We start from the raw sequence: 20478 nt of genomic DNA on the forward strand, positions 1-20478 counted from the left end.
AATGTACGACCCCTACAGGGTCGAATACTGACTAATTTGTTGGATTTATATAAACATATGACTCCTTCGGGGTCGAATACTGACTATTCTGTTGGTTTTTTATAAGCATATGACCCCTTCGGGGTCGAATTCTTTACATTGGATTGTTTTATCATAAACATTTGACACTTTTTTCAAGGTCTTTTTTATATCACTTTGTCGATTCCCATTCCGAAGGAATTTAATTTTTATAAAAAGAGAATTTTGATGTAAATGTACGACCCCTTCGGGGTCGAATACTGACTATTCTGTTGGTTTTCTATAAACATACGACCCCTTCGGGGTCGAATACTGACTAATTTGTTGGATTTATATAAACATATGACTCCTTCGGGGTCGAATTCTTTACATTGGATTGTTTTATCATAAACATTTGACACTTTTTTCAAGGTCTTTTTTATATCACTTTGTCGATTCCCATTCCGAAGGAATTTAATTTTTATAAAAAGAGAATTTTGATGTAAATGTACGACCCCTTCGGGGTCGAATACTGACTATTGTGATGGATTTCTATAAACATGTGACCCCTTCGGGGTCGAATTCTTTACATTGGATTGTTTTATCATAAACATTTGACACTTTTTTCAAGGTCTTTTTTATATCACTTTGTCGATTCCCATTCCGAAGGAATTTAATTTTTATAAAAAGAGAATTTTGATGTAAATGTACGACCCCTTCGGGGTCGAATACTGACTATTCTGTTGGTTTTCTATAAACATATGACCCCTTCGGGGTCGAATTCTTTTCATTGGATTGCTTGATTATAAAAATTTTACATTTATGGATTGAATGTTTCTATTCGGATTACTTTTTTACAAGCCAGTGAACCCAAGACGGTTCTATTTTGGTTTTGAATACTGTGGTTTTTGATTATTAGTTCATTTTGTTTGGATCATTTTCAAGCCAATCGAACAAATATTCATCTTTGTATTCTATTTGAAATTTATTTAAGAACGTTTTATATTCATCCTTGAATCTTATTTTTTTATGATGTTCTTTTTGGTTTTGAATGTAGGCTATTACATTATCTAATGCCGAATGGCCATAAGAAAATGCACCAAAACCTTCTTGCCATTGAAATTTAGTTGCTGTAAACTTTTTTTCGTTGATAAACTCATTGGAAGATTTTTTGATTTCTCGTACTAAATCAGATAAATTACAGGAGGGCTTCATTCCAATAAATATATGAATGTGATCGGGTATTCCATTTATAGCGAGCAATTTTTGACCTTTGTTTTTGATAATCCCAGCTATATATTTATACAACTCTTCTTCCCAAATTGACTGAATTAAGCTTTCTCTGCCTTTTACAGCAAAAACTAATTGAATATAGATTTGTGAAAATGTTCCTGCCATTTTTTTTAAAAGTTGGTATGATTTATAAATTTCTACTTTTCAAATTTAATACTTAGTTGTGTATCCCATTATATTTAATCAGACCTTTTTTTAGGTCTAGCCAGCCATTAAATTTATTTATGAAGTTTCATAAATAAAGCATTTTCCAAAAATAAAAACGAAGATAAATTACTTTTCTTTTGTGTTCAATTTATATTTTTCAGGTTTTGATAATGTTCTGACTATTCTATTTCTTGCTTCCAAATCAAGTTTTACGGTTTCTCCGTACCATTGAACACCTCCCTCAAAATTATCCTTCACGCTGGCATATAATTCTTCCATAAGTTCAGTGTGCGTGAGTTCGCATCCATCCAAAATGTTGAGAATGTTTTCTTTGATAAATTCATATTTTTTCAAAGATATTTTCTTGTTGGTTTTACCAGGCTGCGGGTGCAATGTCTGAATCTGCTCGTCTTTCATTTATTTTGAGTTGAATTTTTTCCTTTAAATTCCTCATACTTTATCTCGTCCAAATAAATTATTCCCCAAGTGTGCCCATCCAGATCTTCGATGGTTCTCACTTGCATAAATCCCTCATCTATCATGGGTGTTGGTTCAGTTCCTCCGGAATTTAAACCATTTTCAATAATGTCATTTAAGCTATCTAGACTATCAACTGGAAGTGTAAACGAAGAAGTAATATTATTTTTAGAGTCAACGAATTTCTTTTTACCATGAGAATTGAAAAATTCTTTTGACTGAAGCATCACATAAATATGTTCGCTCCATACCATACATTTCTGATTTTCACCTGAAAACAAGGCGTTGTTGGTGAATCCCAACCGTGCGTAAAATTTCATCGATTTATCCAAATCTTCAACTGGTAAGTTGATAAAAATCTTTTTCATTAAAAATAACAATTCTTTAAATTCTGGTCAATATATTGAATTAATGGAGCTTTTAATAATTTTTTAATAGTAAACGATCATTTCAGCTTTTCTCAACTAGAAAGCAATATTTTAATGCTTTACCCCATTACGATGCAATTCCAAATGCTCTTTTAACAAATCCTTTCCGTAATCATTGCCATTGGGAGTTCGGACTACCGTATGGATATGATATTTCACTGGACCAGGTCGTGGTTTGTCTCTGTCCCACACAGCCACAGGAATCTGGTGGTCAAATTCTATCAAAATCACAGGACTATGGATTCTATAATAGTATAAATCGTCCACTCCATCGGTTTGTACCCAACTAAAATAGGTTTCATTTAGATGTTTTTTCACCTCAGCCATTTTTAAATTTGCATGGCCTTCTTTCATATTTCCTACGTATTCTTTTATCAAATCCAACAATACATCTAATTGCTTTTGATTTAATTCTTTGGCTGAAATGCCTTGTTTGGGTAAAATTTCATTATCACGAAATGCTTCGGTACGGTTAAAATCTTGGTCTAAATTATGCCAAACAGTAGCCTTTTGTTTTTGTTTTGCATCAAGTGAATTGAAAAAAGCCATACCTTTTCGTTCCTCAGCCTCATAAGTGCGAAGGCCTTTATTGGGTCCTTCGGGAATATAATTGGGTTCGGAGCCCATAAAAGTAGGCGTCATCACTATTTGGTCACCCAGGATGAAGTAATTGATAATGAGGTGATGGCCATCAAATTGAAATCCCCAAGGCTCGCTTATGGAAGGCGTTCCCATAAAAGTAAACCAATACTTCTCGCCACCCAAAAGTTTGTTTGTAGGCGTTATGTAAGCCAAATATGTTTCCATGGCCATCACATCTTTAGATTTTTTGAGGCCTTTTGGACTAAGACTGACTTCCAAAATTTTAAAAGCCAATTCCTTTTGAGTAGGACTAAGTTCTTCCAAGCCAATACCGGTTCTTTTATAAAACTCAATATTATGCCATTTCCGCCATTCATCTGAGTCTATTGGAAATGAGCATTTTGCTTTTTGCTCCGAAGAAAGTGAGTTAAGGAAGTCTTCAACAGCAATTTTTGTGGGTAAAGTCGATTGACCGGTTGGTTGAATTGGAAATAAACCAGGCTGCTTTTTTCCGTCAAAAGTGATTCCAAAATAAGGTTTAGCCAATACTGCGGCCTCCTCAGGTGTATTGGTTTGACTGGCAAGCATTTGTTGAAAAGGTTTTACTTTTCCTTCGAGACCATCCAAATACCCCCAAAGATCCGTTTGAATTTTTGGCGAAATATCCTTAATTATTATTTCCCTCCGAATATCTGTTCTGTTTTTATCATTTCGGAAAGTGTATTTTAATTTTTTATATAAAAGTGAGTCAGGTATCGATAAAATTGCCGAATAAAAACCATTGGAGTCCATGGTCATTACTGTTTTTGTGGTAGCATTAAAGTTTATCCAAGGCCTAACAGGGCCTATAATAGAAACTGAGCCTGGATTTTCTAATTCAGTGATTTTTAGTTTGAAAGTTATTTTATTGTCAGTGCTAATTTGTTGCGTAAAACCAAAATTTGCCCAGAGGCAAAAGGCAAGTAAAAAGGTTGTTTTTTTCATTTTAAAATTTTAATTACTTCATAAAGCATATCCAGATAATTTGAAATATTTCAAGGCTCCCAATCTACCCACTTTGGCCTTTTATAGGGATGAGTAAAAAAGTGCAGTACTTTTTTGTTAAATTCATCTTTGTATCGGTGTACTGTACCATGCCCCGACTCAGGGAAAATCCATAGGTAAGCCTGTGGAATGTTTTCAAAAATCTGTAGGGTATGTGCGGGTTTTATCACATCAAAATCGCCACCCATTACCAACACTGGGCATTTAATTTTATGCAAATCTGTTAGTGGAATATGTGGTTCTATTTCCATCATGTGCAGTAATTTTATGGTGTTTTTGGTGGCAGCATCTTGATTGGCAGCACGCAATTTTGCTAAATCGGCCGAAATGGCTTTAATGCCATCCGCACTTATGGCTGAGGTACCCGGTACCAAATTGGCACCTGTTATGGCTAATTTTTTCACCTTTTCAGGGTGGCGAATAGCGAGCAACAAGCCATTTATGCCGCCATCGCTCCAGCCAATTACATAAGCGGAATCTATTTTTAGATGCGTGAGCAAAGCATCAAAATCATCGGCCATCATTTCATAATTAAGCACATCACTGCTATCTTGAGACTTTCCTTGAGCTCGGCTATCTACGGCTATTACTTTGTAGGTTTTAGAAAAATAGGGAATCTGGTATCGCCAATCTCGAATAGAACCACCATTTCCGTGAATCAATAATAGTGGTTTACCTTGGCCATAGGTTTCATAATATAAATTAATGCCTCTAATACTGGCATATTTACCAACTTTTGGATTATTACCGTAGGCGATTCGGTTAATTGAAGGTGTGTTTTGAGCGAATATTTTGCCAACTAAAATAAATACGGCGAAGGTGAAAAGGAAAAAGTTTTTCATTGATTTAAAAGAGTTAAAACATATTCAATATGATTATTCAATCGATTTAATTATCAGACGCAAAGCCTCTGCTATTTTGCTATCGTCGATCCACCTGAAAACCACCACCAAATCATGCTCTTTATCAATGATGATATAATTACCGCCAAAACCAGCAGCATAATATACTTTTGGTGAAATTCCTTTCCAATTTTGATTTGCATTTAACCACCACATATAACCGTAATTATTATTTGCAAAAGAGGGTTGCTGAACTTCATTGATCCATTTTTCAGACAATAGCTGTTGGTTTTTCCATTTGCCATTTCTTAAAAATAATAAGCCAAATCTTGCATGATCTAAGGTATTGATAAAAATTCCACCACCATGATGCCCGCCTCCACTAACTGATTGCATCATAAGTCCATCCATATTTTCAAAAGAATTGTCATAACCAAACCATCGCCATGTAGTAGAAGCTCCGATTGGATCCATAATTTTATCCTTTAGTATAATAGGCAATGGTTTCCGCCAAATTTGTAACAGCGAGTATGAAAGCAGATTTACACGCACATCGTTATATTCGAAATTAGTCCCTGGTTCAAAATATTTGCGGTTTTTCCAATCATCAATATGCCCTTCTTTTGGCGGCCTGTCGGCCCAATCATTCAAACCAAACAAGCTTCCTGACCAATCTGAGGATTGGGTTAATAAATGTTGCCAAGTAATTTTTGAATTATGTTCCCCTTCAAATTTACCATCCCACACATATTGGTTTACGCTTTCATTTACATTTTTTATTAATCCTTGGTCAACAGCCAGGCCTGCAATGGTTGAAAGATAACTTTTTGTGACACTAAAGGTCATGTCTACTCGATTTATGTCACCCCATTCTGCTACTATGTAACCGTTTTTGATTACAAGACCCGCTGGACCTCCTCGCTCTTTCATTGGCCCTAAAATTTTATAGTCAGGCTCCCTTGAAAAGGCTTTCAAATTGGCTATTCTTAGATCTTTTTCAACCTTATTTTCACTATTCAATGCAAAAGCTATGGCACTGTCAAGTGTTTTTTTATTCATCTTCAGTTCTTCAGGTTTCTTTGTTTGCCAATCAGAATCCGGATAATAGGGCTGTTGTGCCCTCATTGCTGTTGCTTGAATTATGAACAGAATAAAAAGTGTTTTTTTCATTGCTAAGTCTGAGCTTGATTAAAAATAGAATAAATTCAAAGTGGTTATATTTTGCAAAACTCATAGATAACTCAACCACCATTTTTCAGGATGAGAAGTTTTATATTTATCGTACCATTTACATAGTGGATAGGTAAGTGCAACAACGCTCAACCAAACAAAATAGACAGTTAATAAATTATATCCATAGCCCTTCAAAGTTGGTAACTCAAGTATCCAATCAGGTAAAACCAACAATAGCCATCCAAAACCAGAAAGATTGGCAAAAACAGCGGCAAGTAAATGAATGATATAAAGGTGGAAAATATAATAGAAGAAAGGAACACGACCGAAAGTGCTGAAAAATGAAACAATCTTTCCTTTTAGATGCTCGGAGTTACCTAAAAACAAAAACATGGGCCCCATGGTAATCAGTAGGTATGACAAGGATGGCGGGTATTTGGTAAGTTTAAAAAAAGACATAATGGTTTTGTCTGGGTTATTGTAGCTTGTCCAAAGAACTTGATCTCCGTAGATATTAGTAAATCTCAATATAAAAAAAAGAAGAATTCCAGAAAGACCGATTACAGTGAAGGTCATTTTTCTTTTTTGAGCATCAAAAGATTTGTCATAAAATGTGCCGAAACCATAGCCAAGAGCCATTACTGCAAACCAAGGGACAATGGGGAAGTCAATGTAAAACTTGAACCCACTTGGAAATTTTATAATTTCTTGTTGATGAATATTGGCCCATAAAAAATTTCCTGGTATATGAATGCCATCAAGCAGATTATGACCCAAAATAACTAAGCAACAAATAGTTATGAGCAAATTTCTTGGGAGATAAATCAATCCAGCCAATATGATCATAGCTATACCCAGCATGGCTATTACTGCAAAGCCATTCATTCTAAATTGAAAATCAAATTGCCATGCAAAAGTTACGATAGAGAGTTCCATAAATATCAACCAAAAGCCTCGCTTAATTAAAAACTTAGAAAGCTCTGGTTTTGATTTTCTTTTGCCAATCATATAAGCAGAAACGCCAGACAAAAAGCAAAAAGTGGGAGCACAATAGTGCGTAATAAATCTCGTAAAAAATGTTGGTAGATTTGACAGCAATGGATCTGATGGATTAAAAATATAGGAGGAACTGTGAAAATAGTCTCGTACATGATCCAGAGCCATGATTACCATTACTAAGCCTTTTAACAGGTCTAAAGATTCTATTCTCGTTTTTGAGCTTGCTGTCATTTTATTTTATTTTACCTGTATAAAAATTAGAAAGTATTATTGAAAGCTACCGCTTAAACGGCTGCATTTTCCAATAAGTCAAACTTCTCCAAAGCCATTCTAATGGACCAAAAAGGAAGTATTTTAACCAAATAGGGCTGACTACCAATTGGAAAATCCAAATAGCAAAGACCACAAAGTAGATTTGATAATATTCCAGTTCGCCAAAGAAATTGAATCCATACCCAAAGAAAAACAAAGTACAAATGACTGAATGTGAGATGTAATTGGTAAAAGCCATACGGCCAACAGCCACCAGTCGGCCAAAAAGTTTTTTGGCATAACCCGATTTATATATTAAAATCAAGGATGCAGCATGTGCCATAACCAAAAGAATGCGTTGGAAAGGATAAATCAAATTGACCCAATTGATAGGGACTTGCTCCAGACGAGCGAGGTTGGCTTCTAAGGTCGAAAAGTGATGAAATGCATAGTAATTTGAATAAATAACCAATGGTAAGCCTAAGCCATAGCCAATTATTATGACCTTCCAATAATCTTTGTTTGTCCAAGTCCCAGTTAAAAAGCCCCACTTGAAAAGTGCTAAACCCAAGAGCATCAAGGCCAAACTATCCAAAGCCCAAAGCGGAAGTTGCTCTGTTTGAAATTGAAAGGCGATTGGACGTAAATGATTGGCGATGGCGGTGTAATTGGATTTCATGGTTTTTGTGTTGGCCTCGGCATCTTCTCTGCTTGGAATCATCGTTTTTTCCAATTCTCGCCAAGTAGTCATGGCTTTGGTTTGAGCATTGGTAAGTGTTTGATTGGAGGCTTGTACTTTTACGGCCTCCACGTAGGCTATTCGCTTGGCCCTTATTTCTTGATAATGCAGGGTGTTGGCGGTAAAATCAAAAACCGCTACCAATGGAATTGCCCACACCAAATATTTTGGTGGCACGTTCCTAAACAAATAAACCACCATTCCACAAACCCCATATAAGTAAAGTACATCGCCAATCCACAAGATCAAATGGGCGTGGATCAGTCCGAACAAAACGAGCCAAAACATACGACGATAAAATAAGGCGTGAGCATTTACGCCTTTTTTAGATTTGTTGGCGATAAACAATAAAATTCCAGCTCCGAAGACCATACCAAACATGGCCCTCATTTTGCCTTCAAATAGTACACTCACCAATTGAAAAACCCAAAAATTAATATTACTTGGGTCATTGCTGAATTTTTCAAAAAAGTAATCAGGCATAGAAAAGCCCGGGATATTCATCAATAAAATACCTAAAAGTGCCACCCCGCGTAGCATATCGATGGTCGTAATGCGGCTTGAATCCTCCACAGGAGTAGCTATTCCTTTTGGATTGATATCTTCTTCTTTCATATTATTTATAGGGTTTAGGGTTTAAAACAAGGATTAATTTTCTCTTCGCATAGGCTGCATTTTCCAATATGTCAAACTTCGCCATACCCATTCTAATGGACCAAAACGAAAGTATTTTAACCAAATAGGGCTGATAATCAACTGGAAAGCCCAAATGCTGATAACGATATAGTACAACTCATATCGTTGTAATTTTCCGTACATAGAAAAGCCATAGCCCAAGAAAATGATATTACAGATGATGGAGTGCGTGATGTAATTGGTGAATGCCATTTGACCGACTGCTGCCAATGATTTTTGTAAAAAGGGTAGAATTCCCGATTTTACAAATAGCATGATCAGGGCAATATGACCACAAGTGGTGGGGATTCTGCCCAAATGATAGGTCATAAATGATTTGTATATCGATAAAATGGAAAAGTTGTTGGTGGTAATGAGTGATCCTTCATAATAATTGACAGAGATGCCAATAGCATAGCCAATCAATGCCATTAACCAATAAAACTGATTGGACTTAGCTGCTTTCAGAATACCCAATTTAAAAAATGCCATCCCGAAAAGCATCATCGCTAAAGTATCCCAAAAATTGTAACGATAAAGAAAAACAGTTTGTGCCATTACATTATCGGGGGCTTTGTGCATCACAATTCTCCAATATCCTTTACTTCTGGCCGCCATTTCATCTTTCAGTTGTGCGGGTGTTATTTTGTTTTCTTTGATTTTATCTTCCCATTTAGCTATAACTTTGGTATCCTCTTTGGTCAATTTTAATCCTTTATTTTTTTTTGCAGTAGCTGAGGTTGCCTGATCAAAGGTCTTTTTGGTAAGAAAATAATCTTTCACTTCTAAACCCGTGGCTATTACCATAATAACCGTAAAGATGATGATCAGTTGCTTGGGCAATAGATGCCTAAAACTAAAAGCAAACATACCTACGATGCCATAAGCATACAATATTTCTCCGTCCCACAGCAACAGATAACAATGGATAACACCGAATAGCACCATCCACAGTAATCGACGGAAAAAGAGGTCGGTTACGGCTGTGCCATTCATATTCTCTGGCTTACGGGCTGTAAATAGTAGGATTCCTGCTCCAAAAAGCATCGAAAACATACCCCGCATAGTGCCTTCAAAAAACAAGGTATTCATCCACCAAACGTTGAGGTTCCAGCCAGTGGCTCCGCCATTGTTCGTAGCGTCAAAATAGGCTTTGTAAAGTCCAAAGCCAGTAATGTTCATCAATAAAATACCAAAAAGAGCAATTCCTCTGATGATGTCCATCGCGTTAATTCGCTCAGTTTGGTGGGTAGGGTTTAGGATTTCTTGGGTTTTCATATTATAGGGTTTAATTAGGTTTTATTTTAAAGCGGGAGGTAAATCTTAAGGCTTATATGCAACCATCACTTACCAAATAATACTAGAAATTTGGTTTTTGAAATAGCAAGCAGTGGGAGAGGGAATTTCATGATCCGAATCTGGAAAATCCCATTTAAAATTCGGGTTATGAGACGTTTATAAAAAGGATAACATTATTGAACTTGCCAAATTTAACCATTAGTTTTTGATAATTTTATTTAAGTTGAAGTTTTCTATTTAGAGGTAAAGAAAAAGAATTGTATAATAATTTTGAACAATAATTAAAGGGAAGTTTTTGATGGAGGTAACAAAATGAGCAAGTCTATAGGTAATTGCTTCAACAATTAATCTATTTAAAATGCAGACCATTTTTTTATAAAGTATTTTAAAAACTGCCTATGGTTCCTATTGTGGAAATTTGATCAGAGAGATAAATTCAAACCATAAAAGTAATCATTGAATTGAAAATCGGTGTATTAATAAGATGACCTGTAGTTGATCAATAAGTGTATCAATATGGCGAGAATGCAAATGGGGACTCTATGAATACTTTATTGGCCGAATAAATGTGGAAGGTTGTACTTTCAACAAATCAGCAACAATCGACTAGTTTTTTCTTCTGGAGCACGGTGTACGCATGGGAGTACTTGACTTTCAGGGTGATCAATCGCTAGCCTCCATAAATGACCAATCCCTAAGCTTATGGGTAGGGAGTCGGATTTGGACTGATAGTGCAAATCATAGAAATTTTCACTGAGATAAGTTTCAAAATCGCCCTCAGGACCGTCGAATTGTTTTTTGAGCTCCTCACGAATTTCAGGAACATGAATTTTTTGAATGGCTTGTGCATTTGGCAAGATTTCGCTTGGCTCGCCATAATAAGTACAAAGAAAAGTAGCAGACGGTATGGGCGATCGGTCTACATGAAATGAATACACATCCGTGGGAAAAAAAGAATCCGCCTCGTCTCTTTCATAGTATTTTATCACATTGAGTAGGGGATCTGCTCCATATTCGGCCAATAGTTTCCAATCATTCAATAGAATTTCACGGGCCAGCTGCCCTTGTTCAGTCAATTCTAGCTCCAGAAGCTCTTCTTCTCCAAATACCGTTATATTATCGTTGGTTTCTATCTTTTTTACAATTTCGAAAAAATCACCGACCAATTCACGCGACCAACAAATGGCATTTGTCTCACCCTGAAATGGGGTGTTAACAAGGTCCTGAAAGTTTGTCACACGGTGGATTTGGTGTGCAGCTTGAGATATTTCCATATCAAAGTAAAATAATTTAGGGAGGTGTCAGCCCCAAAGTTAAGCCTGAAAACTTGAATATTTCACTTATGGATAAGCTATCTGAGTTAATTGATGCGACTTTAAAACTTTATTACTTTTAAAGCGTCAGGCAATGTTTGCATTATATGCTCAAAGTTATGGGCAAAAATCATCGATTAGCATACGCATAGCAGTGCTTTTGGCCTATTAATCTCCACCATGGGCAATATATTTGGAGCAAGTGAAGCGGTAGGAGTGACAAATAAACTTCTAAAGTGGTGATATTAAAATGTAAGCAGCCTGAAAATCCTTATAGCAAGTGCATAAGAAGTTATTTTGGGGTCGGGAAAAGTTTCCAGGGGGTCGGCAAACGTTGTCAGGGGGTCGGGAAAAGTTTTCAGGGGGTCGGAAAATGTTGTCGGGGGGTCGGGAAAAGTTTTCAAGGGGTCGGACAATGTTGTCAGGGGGTCGGATAATTTTGTCGGGGGGTCGGGAAAAGTTTTCAGGGGGTCGGGAAATGTTGTCGTGGGGGCGGGAAAAGTTTTCAGGGGGTCGGACAAAGTTCTCAGGGGGTAGGGAAAAGTTGTAGGGGGGGGCGGATAATGTTCTCAGAGCATTTTCAAACATCCTAGCAAGTGCTTACAAAATTAGCGGGGGGGGAGGAAATGTTGTAGGGGGGCGGATAAAGTACAATTCTTTTGGCAACTGCCTAAATTATTGAAATCAATAATCAACCCTTTGGCATAATGCTTTTCAGAAAGAAGTACGTTTTCTAATGTTTTGAAAGGCTGAGCGTTAAGCTATCCATTATTTTCTAACCATTTTAATCTTCTAGTGTCTGGAATATGTTTTATTTCAAATTCTTCAAACACCGCATCAAACCCGTTTCCGTCAGGTGAAGCGGCTGTCATGCCTACCATAACGGGTACATTGTCAGGGAAATATGCCAACCGCATCATTGTATAAGTTTCATCATCAAATGAATAGAAGATTTCAACGGAATCTAATTTCCGAACCGCTTTTAGCCACAAAGATTTGGGATGATTTTGTAATTCAATAATACTCCAATCACTTTTTTCATTGGTAACAACCGCACTAATATTGATTTTGTCATTTACAAATTCTACACCTGTTTTTATCCAAGTCTTTTCGTCAATTCGCAACATTAAGCCCATCTGGTCATATCTTGCTTTATAATCTCCCGTTATTTTTACTTTAACTTCAAATTCACCACCTAATGTTTCAAAGAAGAACGGTCCGTCATCCACAATAAACCCATAATGCGTTATTCGCCAAAAGTCTGTTTTGGGGGTTACAAACATTGAAAGTCTATTATTCTCAAAATTCCATTTTTTAGGCTGGTTAAACCATTGCATAATATTCATTCTAATATTTATTTATTATTGAATGTGGTTTTTTAAAATTGGCACCAAACGCTCAGGACTTTATGCAGTTGAGGAAATAAAATTCCCTCTGCTAAGCCTTAGTACAAATGTATATTAAAGTTACTTATGTTCAATCACTTCCCCCAACCCTGCTTGACACAAGGACATGTTGGCGGTAGTGCTTTTATTTGTCGTCCTTGTAAAATTTTAAGTTTTTGGTCGTCAAGTCAAGCTTTACGATACCACTTCTAATGCCTAAAAAAACATTCTTTTCGTCAATAATAGCAATAGAGTTTGGATATAAACTTAACCAAAATGTGTTATTAAAAATTAGTTCTTTTTTGAAATTATCAACTACATAAAAACGTCTGTGTGTTGCTATAAAAATTTTGTCGTCATAAATTGAATATGCTTCTGGTGCGTCTTCAAATTTAAGAATTTCTTTGTATTCAAATTTGTCTTTCGTAACGTCAAGTTCATATAATGCTCCTTCACTTAAACTCAAATGAGCAATACCTTCAATAAAATAAGTTTTTCCTCTATATTTAAATATGAATTTAATATTTCCTTTTTTTATTTCTATTTTCTCTTTTTTAGTGTCGTCGGGTATGAAAGTTAAAGTCCCACCCCATTCTCCTCTGTCCACCCCCAAAAGTGTTCCTGTTCCAATTTTAAGTTCTACTCTATTTTTTTCCTTTACTTTTTTGATTTTCAGTTGCCCATTTTTTACTTCAACACCAAATTCATTTCGAGAATTATTTAATAAATACCATTCTGAACTTCCAACTTTTGGTGGTTTTGTTTCTACAAAATTAGTGGGTATATTTATTTTAGTCTGTCCGTAGCCAAACAAACAAAATAAAGAAAATATAAAAATTATCAAAGTTCGTTTTGCCGTCATATGTGTCTTCTTACCATTTCCGCCAAAGTTTTAGAGCTTGGCCAAGGTGGGGTTTAGAAAGTACGAAAGTTCAAATTTAGTACAAAAGCTAATAGAAACCACAAATATTCAGACTAGTACTAAATCACCACTTTTGCTAAATCCATGTTTGGTTCAGTTTTTGTTTTCGTTCAGCAATTCTCTTGTTTCCAAGAAGCTGTCAAACGGGATTTCTTTTTTTATTTTGTCTGATATAACTTTATTTTCAATTAGGACTTCAATTATTCCGTTTCTATGAATTCCACAGTTCATTTTATTGTATAAAATTTCAAGAGGTTCTTTACACTCAGTTGTTTTGTTTGCTTTGTAGATTTCTGTATAAATTCCTGCTAGATTTTCAATAATATGTTCATCATTGAATTTGTTTGCTATGTCGCATAATATTCTAAAATCTCCTTTTGAGTAGTTTGAAATTAAAATTTCTAAATAGTCAAAAGGTCGTTTGGATTTTTGGATTTTGTCTAATGCGAATTGTCTAATTTCTTCACTCTTTAAATGCTGTAAAGCATAAATTGCAAATTCATTAATTCTATTTTTGGTATTCTTTTTTTGTTTTGCAAGTTTCAAAATAAATTCACTTTGAAAAGGAAATTTATAGTCATAGAAAATGTATAATAGTTTCTCAAAGTTTGACTTATTTTTCTCTTTTAATAGTTGTGTGGCTATTTCTAAAATTTCATTTTCTGTTAGATTTTTCTGTCTTCGTAATGATAGAAATCTACTATTAATTATTTCTTCAATAATACTATTAAATTCAATTTTTTCTTGTTTATGTTTCTTATGTTCGTTTTTAGTTTTAGTAATTGTGTCAAGGTAAAGTTTAATGAACGAATTTTTTTTAGAAGCTTTTTCAAGTTCTTCTTTTACTTTTAATTCTTTGTTTTCTTCTTGAAAATGCCTGATAATACTATCATCTTGCCAGTCTTCTGGATTTTGCTCAATGTGTCTGCCAAATTTTTCAGCTATAAATAGTAGTCCTTTTAATCCGTCAAGTTCTAAAATTTCAGAATAACCAACCCAGTCAGAGCCTTCAATAGGTTCATTTAAAAACCTGTTGTAAATTGCTTGTCTAGCTTCATTGTCGCCTTGTTGAGCATAAAGTTTTGTAAGGTCAAATAAATGTGTCAAACTCCAAGTGTCATTTTTTTCTGTTGCTAAGCCTTTTAAAATAGCTTTTCTTATTTTGTCTTTTTGCTTTACAATAGAAATTATATCAAAGATATATTTTCCACGACTACCTTCACTCTGACCATCGTAAGCAAAAATGTTTAATGCCCCTTTAATTATTTGAGTTGAAAAATCAATGTTAGGATTGTCTCTAACTATTAAATATGCTTCACCCGTCCCACGTTTCAATGAGTTCAAAAATAGTCGTTTTATGTCAGTGGTGTCGGTTTTCATAAAATGGCAGCTAACGTTCAAGGCTTTTGTCAGGAGGGTAAATAAAATTCCTTCTGCTCAGCCTTGGTACAAATGTATAATAAAGTTATTAATGTTAAATCACTTCCGCCAGCCACACTTGCCACATGGACGTGTAAGTGGCTGCCGTTTTTCGTCCAGTGATGCGTCCACCAAGAAAAATATAATGATTAAAAAATGTTAAATAATAGTCTTTTTAATCGTTGAAATGCTGATTCCTTTTTTTTCAGCAGAGTCTCTATAAGAGACCCTGCGAGCTGGCTTTAGAAATGATTTTGGTATTTGGGTAAAGTTCAGAGTCCCCTAATGGGAGACTCTGAACGGACGAATTCGCTCTTAGTGGTCAAACGTGACAACCACAGGGACGTGGTCGCTATATTTTATCCAATCGTCATACCCACCAATCTCAACCGAACTTACTTTGTCCAGCAAGTCTTTTGATACAAAACAGTAGTCAATATGATAAGGCTTGTCTTTGTGGCGATACATAAAAAGTGTTGGATGTGCTTCTTTGCCTTGTGTCTGATTGTTATGAGAATGATAAGTGCTAAATATTCCTTTGTCTTCCAACTGCTTTACGACACTTGAATGATTACTCAAGCGATGTTTTTTGTAGTCCCAAATCGTGTTGCTATTAAAGTCACCAGCAAGAATTATCCTTTTGTCAGAAAGCAAGTGGTCATAATGCGTAATTGCTTTCCAAACCTGAGTAATATAATGTCCGTCCTTATCTGCAGGATTGTTTGCCCAAATTGCAAATAATGTAAAGTCAAACTTTCCGCCTGTTACAGCAATCGGTATGATCATTTTAAACGCTTCGTTGTGGTTGTCAAGAACCTTGAAACTGTAGTCGCTGTATGAAAATATTGCAAGTCCTTTGTGTTGGTTTTTCCCAAACCATAAAGTGTCTGTTGATTTTGGTGTGTCAACAGAAAATAATAATTTGTCGGGATGTTCACACTCAGGAACAATTAAAATATCTGGTTTATGTCTTAGAATCAAGTCTGCCTTTTTCCTAAAGGCCATATTACAGTTCCAAGTTATGATTTTCATTTAGCGTAATATATTTTTAGGGGGCACAACGAACAGGGCTTTGCGATGTTGGGGAATTTGAAAAACGTCAGCCCAGAACTGAAGCCCAATTGAAAAACTGCTTATTAAGATAACAACAGAAAGTCAAATTGAAAAACGTCTGCCCGAACAAATGCCAAATAGAATTACAAATGCTCATTGTTACTCCGTCCGCCCCAATATTGCAAAACCTCATGTTATCGGCTGCCCTTCTTTCGTTTCGTCTATTTTTTCGTTATTAAATTGTATGCCGAAAATTGACCACTTCCCTTTACAAGTGTAGCTAAGTAAAAAAACAGACACATGAAGCACTAAATTACTTCTTTTTTACCTCAAATATTCCTTTATCTGCATAAATGGTCGCTTCTTTTAGCTTATTTTCCAGTTCTTTTATTTTTTCTATATCGCCCTTTTTTGAATATATCTTCAATAATTCAAAATAAACCATTGCCGATTTTGGGAATCTTTTGAGCAAATCATTGTATTTTTCAATAGCCTTTTCAAATTTTCCCGATTTTTCATACATATAGGCAATACTATAAGCTACAGGTCGGGCATAAAGAGGTGGCTCACCATAACCCAAATCCATTTCATTTTTCTCAGCCTTTTCCAACAATTTCTCAGCCTCCGCAAAGTTGCTTTGATGACTGGCTATGCAGCCCTGCAACTCCAAACTGGCGATGTTTAAAGTATTTTGATACCCAAAAGAAAAACGGTCAAAACTTTGGTTTAAGTTACCGTTTTTTCCTGTTTGCTTTTCATTTCGCCATAAAAGTGCATCTAAATTGTTAGAAAATTGTATAGCATCAGTTACATTGTTTTTTTCAAGTGCGGCCATGCCTTTGGAAAATAATGTCAAGCAATTTTTATATTCCATACTGGCAAAGCTATAAACGGAATCCTTATTCGTTACTTTTTCCAATTGGTCTACAGCCTCTGCCCAATTGCCAAAAGCCATTTCCATTTTGGCGGGTGCTATTGTACCTTGGTTAAAAAAATAACCGTCATAGGTTTTCACTCTGGCTTTGTCTGTTTTCAAGTTTTTTAGCTTTTCAGCATAAAAAAGGGCCTCATTGTGTCTGCCATCATGCACACAATTGTTGATTAAGTAGTTGATATTGTGGTAATAATTCCAATTATCTACTTCCTCAATGCCCTCGTTTTTCATGTAAGCCGAATCCACTTTTACGGAAGCGACAAAGGCTTTGTAGGCCCGATTGTAATCGCCTATTCGGTTGTAAATATGCCCAGGCATGTGGACAATATGCCCCGACTTAGGTCCAAGTGATGTCAAAATGTCGGCACTTGCCAATGCCCGTTCTGGACAACAATGCTCCATGACATGAATCCAATAATGATGAAAAGCATGGTCATTTGGAGTAATGCGTTGCACATCTTTGAGCAAAAACTCGCTGTACATTTGACCTTCATTAGGGTTCATACTGGTATCAAAACCACTCATTTTGCCCAAGGCCAAAAACAATTTCGCATCAATGTCTTCGGGGAATTTGTGGATAATAACTTCATACTTTTTAAATATTTCTGGATAAGCTTTTTCTTTAAGCGAATCGCCCAAAAGTGCTATTTCAGCATACAGTTTCTCGTGTTGATTGGCGGATTTAACCAATTTTTTCAACTGCGTTACGGCATTTTTTTTATGACTTGTCAATACGCTGTCTTCGTCGGGGCCGGGCATTTGAAGCAAGCCCCAATAAGGCATAATTGCCGTCGAATCGTGCTTAATGGCTTCTTTGAAAGCCCGATAGGCTTCGAAATCCCAAAAATCGTGTAGCAGGTTCAGTCCTTGATTGAAATAGGTTTGTGTTTTTTCAGATTTGGTCACAATCTTCATTTTCGATTGCCCAATGCCTGTCATCAATTTGGGTGCTGGTAAATTGTGGATATAAAAGTTTTGTTTTCGTGATGCTTGCATATGGGCAAGGTGGTTATGACTACTTGTTGTTTCAGTGTCGTCAACGTGATGGTCGTGTTGTGCAAAAACGAGGTTTGTCAAAAGACAAAAAGCTGATAATAAAATTATTTTTTTCATTTTACAAATACTGATTTTTAATTTTAATGAGACTTGCGTTAGGGTTGTCGCTAACTCATAAATAAACGCAAAAATTGCAGTAGTTTTTGAATTGCTTTGTGTTATATCTTAAAACTGTTGCATTTTGTCGTTCGTACTTATTTTTTTAATCTTATAAAAATAGTAAAAGAAATCAATTTAATCATCAATACTAAGCCCAGGATTATTTTAATGTTGTTTATAGTGGATATTGAATAGATAAACGTAATTTAAAGCTCAAAAACGCGAATATTGAACGCAATTTACCGGAATTTGAAACTGAAATCACCTTTCGAAATGCCAACACCATAGGAATTTTTGAATGAAGGGATAATTAGATATGGTCCCCAAGGTTTTACTTATCATTAAATTATTAATTTTACCCATATTTAATTTAGCTTTTTTTTAAGTATTATCCTTAATTTACATTTTCAGAGCATTTATCAACCTATCAATGAAAATAAAGTATATAAAATTTACTTGGCTCCAAATAATCGCTTGGTTAGTAATTTTTTTCTTGCCTTACCTCAATATCATATTTGAGCCTGAACGACTGAATAATTTCAATTATGTGTTTTTCCTGATTCCATTTACGTTCACTGTCACTTTGTTTTTCCTTTTCTATTTTAATTTGTTTGTGCTGGCCCCAAGCTTTATTATCGACAAAAACATGGTATATTTTGTGGTTGTGGCATTGGGATTGGTATTGTTTTTATATATTAATCACTTTGTTTACATTAAACTAAGTGCATTCGCCACTGTTGAAGAAACCTCAAAAACAAAAGAAACTATTGACAAACGCTGGGAGATTTTTCCCCGCTATATTTTCCCGAGTATTTTTTACATTCTTACCTTATTGGTAAGCAATATTCATTTTTTGTTAAACGAAAGAAGAAACGAAAACGAAGAGAAACAAAAAATGCAGATAGAGAAAATTGCCACCGAACTGAGTATGCTTAAACTACAAATTAGCCCTCATTTCCTGTTTAATACCCTCAACAATATTCGTTGGATGGTCAGAAAACAAATGGGCCAAACTGAAGAGGTGGTCATGAAACTATCGGAGATTTTGCGATATATCATCTATGAAGTAGGAGAGACCAAAGTGGCCATCCAACAAGAAGTAGAACACCTCAAAAACTACATTGAGTTGCAGAGTTTGAGATTGCCAGTTCCAGGTGTTGTGGACTTTAAGGTATCTCCAAGTATCGGAAGTCAGAAAATAGAACCCCTGCTATTTATTCATTTTGTAGAAAATGCCTTTAAATACGGAATTGATAGTAAAACCCCGCCGGAGATTGAATTTGAATTGAGTAACTCTGGGAATCAATTGATATTTAATTCGAAAAACAAGATTCTGAATCCTACCAATAGCATTGAAAATACAGGAATCGGTCTGTCCAACATCAAAAGGCGACTTGAACTCCTCTATGCCAACAAACACAGTCTTGAAACAGGTGTGCATGAAGGCTATTATGTGGTAAAACTTATCTTGACCCTAGATGAAAATTAAATGTATCCTGATTGACGACGAACCATTTGCCTTAGATATTCTGGAAGATGATTTGCTGGCTTTTGAACAGATCGAAGTTTTGGCGAAGTTTAATGGAGCCGAAGATGTGATAAAATACCTCCAAAACCACCAAGTTGATTTGATGTTTTCTGACATTCAGATGCCAGGTTTGTTAGGAACGCAATTGGTTAGAACGCTTGAAAATCCCCCTTTGGTGATATTTACAACAGCCTATCACCAGTTTGCGGTGGAGGGATTTGAACTCAATGCAGTCGATTACCTAATGAAACCGATCAGAAAAGAACGCTTAGCAGAGGCATTGAAAAAAGTAGCAAATCTACTCGGCCTCAGACAAAAGGCCGAAGCAGAGACGAGTAATAATTACATTTTATTGAACGTCGAGTATAAAAAAGTAAAGCTTCTTTTCGACGAAATTTTATATATAGAAGGACTGAAAGATTATGTAAAAATTTATCTTGAAAATAGGGTACATCCTTTATTAACAAGAAGCAATTTAAGAGGTATGGAAAATAAACTTCCCGAAGAGTTTTTCTTGAGAATACATAACTCTTTTATAGTTAACAAAAGTAAAATTACAGGCTTTAACCACTCCAAATTGGATATAGGCAAAACTGAACTTCCCATTGGTAAAACTTATGTAGATATAATCAGGCAGGAATTGGGTTAGGTTTTTTTAGAGAACTTCATTTTAATTATAGTTTTTTGGAAATGCTTGCTGCAATTGCTTCTAAAAAAACAGAAGGGGTTTAAAAACGACACCCTTAGCAAAATGTTTAAGGTTATATCTTCTTCTAAGATTTCTGTAAATATACTTTGATTTAATCCACATCGGCCGCCTTC

General features: G+C 35.5%; 18 protein-coding genes. 3 read left to right on the forward strand and 15 right to left on the reverse strand.

All coding sequences use genetic code 11. The annotated features are described in order from the left end of the window. Positions 1 to 912: 912 nt before the first annotated feature. From tnpA to EGI24_RS19190, 10 genes are all read right to left on the reverse strand, one after another. A complete protein-coding gene (tnpA, locus tag EGI24_RS19145; RefSeq protein ID WP_255050184.1) occupies positions 913 to 1395 on the reverse strand; it encodes an IS200/IS605 family transposase in 483 nt (160 codons plus the stop codon). 168 nt (positions 1396 to 1563) lie between these two features. Continuing rightward, the gene (locus EGI24_RS19150) at positions 1564 to 1854 is read right to left on the reverse strand and encodes a DUF6958 family protein (RefSeq protein WP_255050185.1); all 291 of its coding nucleotides are present in this window, start codon (positions 1852 to 1854) and stop codon (positions 1564 to 1566) included. Beyond that, positions 1851 to 2282, reverse strand: coding sequence for a VOC family protein (locus EGI24_RS19155; RefSeq protein ID WP_255050186.1), 432 nt, complete (start codon positions 2280 to 2282; stop codon positions 1851 to 1853). Before EGI24_RS19155 ends, EGI24_RS19150 begins: the two co-directional genes overlap by 4 nt. A 111-nt stretch (positions 2283 to 2393) precedes the next feature. Then, entirely contained in the window at positions 2394 to 3908 is a 1515-nt protein-coding gene (locus tag EGI24_RS19160) for a DUF3500 domain-containing protein (RefSeq protein WP_255050187.1), read from the reverse strand. Between the two features lie 50 nt (positions 3909 to 3958). Next, complete coding sequence (locus EGI24_RS19165; protein WP_255050188.1) at positions 3959 to 4810, reverse strand: alpha/beta fold hydrolase; 852 nt, start codon at positions 4808 to 4810, stop codon at positions 3959 to 3961. Between the two features lie 33 nt (positions 4811 to 4843). Continuing rightward, on the reverse strand, positions 4844 to 5980 hold the full coding sequence (locus tag EGI24_RS19170; protein WP_255050189.1) for a serine hydrolase: 1137 nt from the start codon (positions 5978 to 5980) through the stop codon (positions 4844 to 4846). A 60-nt stretch (positions 5981 to 6040) separates the two neighbouring features. Further along, on the reverse strand, positions 6041 to 7213 hold the full coding sequence (locus EGI24_RS19175; RefSeq protein WP_255050190.1) for a DUF1624 domain-containing protein: 1173 nt from the start codon (positions 7211 to 7213) through the stop codon (positions 6041 to 6043). A 46-nt stretch (positions 7214 to 7259) separates the two neighbouring features. Next, a complete protein-coding gene (locus EGI24_RS19180) occupies positions 7260 to 8588 on the reverse strand; it encodes a DUF418 domain-containing protein (protein ID WP_255050191.1) in 1329 nt (442 codons plus the stop codon). Positions 8589 to 8621: 33 nt separating this feature from the next. Continuing rightward, positions 8622 to 9926 carry a DUF418 domain-containing protein gene (locus EGI24_RS19185; protein ID WP_255050192.1) on the reverse strand — a complete coding sequence of 435 codons (1305 nt, stop codon included), beginning with the start codon at positions 9924 to 9926 and terminating at the stop codon, positions 8622 to 8624. A 605-nt stretch (positions 9927 to 10531) separates the two neighbouring features. Then, on the reverse strand, positions 10532 to 11221 hold the full coding sequence (locus EGI24_RS19190) for a hypothetical protein (protein ID WP_255050193.1): 690 nt from the start codon (positions 11219 to 11221) through the stop codon (positions 10532 to 10534). A gap of 336 nt (positions 11222 to 11557) precedes the next feature. On the opposite strand from EGI24_RS19190, the gene EGI24_RS22035 reads away from it, so the two are divergent. Continuing rightward, positions 11558 to 11797 carry a hypothetical protein gene (locus tag EGI24_RS22035; protein WP_409035497.1) on the forward strand — a complete coding sequence of 80 codons (240 nt, stop codon included), beginning with the start codon at positions 11558 to 11560 and terminating at the stop codon, positions 11795 to 11797. A 224-nt stretch (positions 11798 to 12021) separates the two neighbouring features. Here the strand turns inward: EGI24_RS22035 and EGI24_RS19195 are convergent, their stop codons facing one another. The 5 genes from EGI24_RS19195 to EGI24_RS19215 form a co-directional block, all read right to left on the reverse strand. Further along, positions 12022 to 12606 (reverse strand): DUF1349 domain-containing protein, encoded by a 585-nt coding sequence (locus EGI24_RS19195; protein ID WP_255050194.1) that lies wholly within the window; start codon positions 12604 to 12606, stop codon positions 12022 to 12024. 184 nt (positions 12607 to 12790) lie between these two features. Continuing rightward, a complete protein-coding gene (locus EGI24_RS19200) occupies positions 12791 to 13507 on the reverse strand; it encodes a hypothetical protein (RefSeq protein WP_255050195.1) in 717 nt (238 codons plus the stop codon). Between the two features lie 153 nt (positions 13508 to 13660). Next, the gene (locus EGI24_RS19205; protein WP_255050196.1) at positions 13661 to 14947 is read right to left on the reverse strand and encodes a hypothetical protein; all 1287 of its coding nucleotides are present in this window, start codon (positions 14945 to 14947) and stop codon (positions 13661 to 13663) included. A gap of 354 nt (positions 14948 to 15301) precedes the next feature. Then, positions 15302 to 16018 carry an endonuclease/exonuclease/phosphatase family protein gene (locus EGI24_RS19210; RefSeq protein ID WP_255050197.1) on the reverse strand — a complete coding sequence of 239 codons (717 nt, stop codon included), beginning with the start codon at positions 16016 to 16018 and terminating at the stop codon, positions 15302 to 15304. Positions 16019 to 16352: 334 nt separating this feature from the next. Further along, positions 16353 to 18086: a lipopolysaccharide assembly protein LapB gene (locus tag EGI24_RS19215; RefSeq protein WP_255050198.1), complete on the reverse strand. Its 1734-nt coding sequence runs from the start codon at positions 18084 to 18086 to the stop codon at positions 16353 to 16355. A gap of 472 nt (positions 18087 to 18558) precedes the next feature. Here EGI24_RS19215 and EGI24_RS19220 point away from each other — a divergent pair, with 472 nt between their 5' ends. Both EGI24_RS19220 and EGI24_RS19225 read left to right on the forward strand, forming a co-directional pair. After that, positions 18559 to 19617 (forward strand): sensor histidine kinase, encoded by a 1059-nt coding sequence (locus EGI24_RS19220; RefSeq protein WP_255050200.1) that lies wholly within the window; start codon positions 18559 to 18561, stop codon positions 19615 to 19617. After that, positions 19607 to 20305 carry a LytTR family DNA-binding domain-containing protein gene (locus EGI24_RS19225; RefSeq protein WP_255050201.1) on the forward strand — a complete coding sequence of 233 codons (699 nt, stop codon included), beginning with the start codon at positions 19607 to 19609 and terminating at the stop codon, positions 20303 to 20305. The genes EGI24_RS19220 and EGI24_RS19225 overlap by 11 nt, the downstream gene beginning before the upstream one ends. Positions 20306 to 20478 lie beyond the last annotated feature (173 nt).

The organism is Lacihabitans sp. CS3-21 (genome assembly GCF_024343675.1).
Lineage (GTDB): Bacteria > Bacteroidota > Bacteroidia > Cytophagales > Spirosomataceae > Leadbetterella.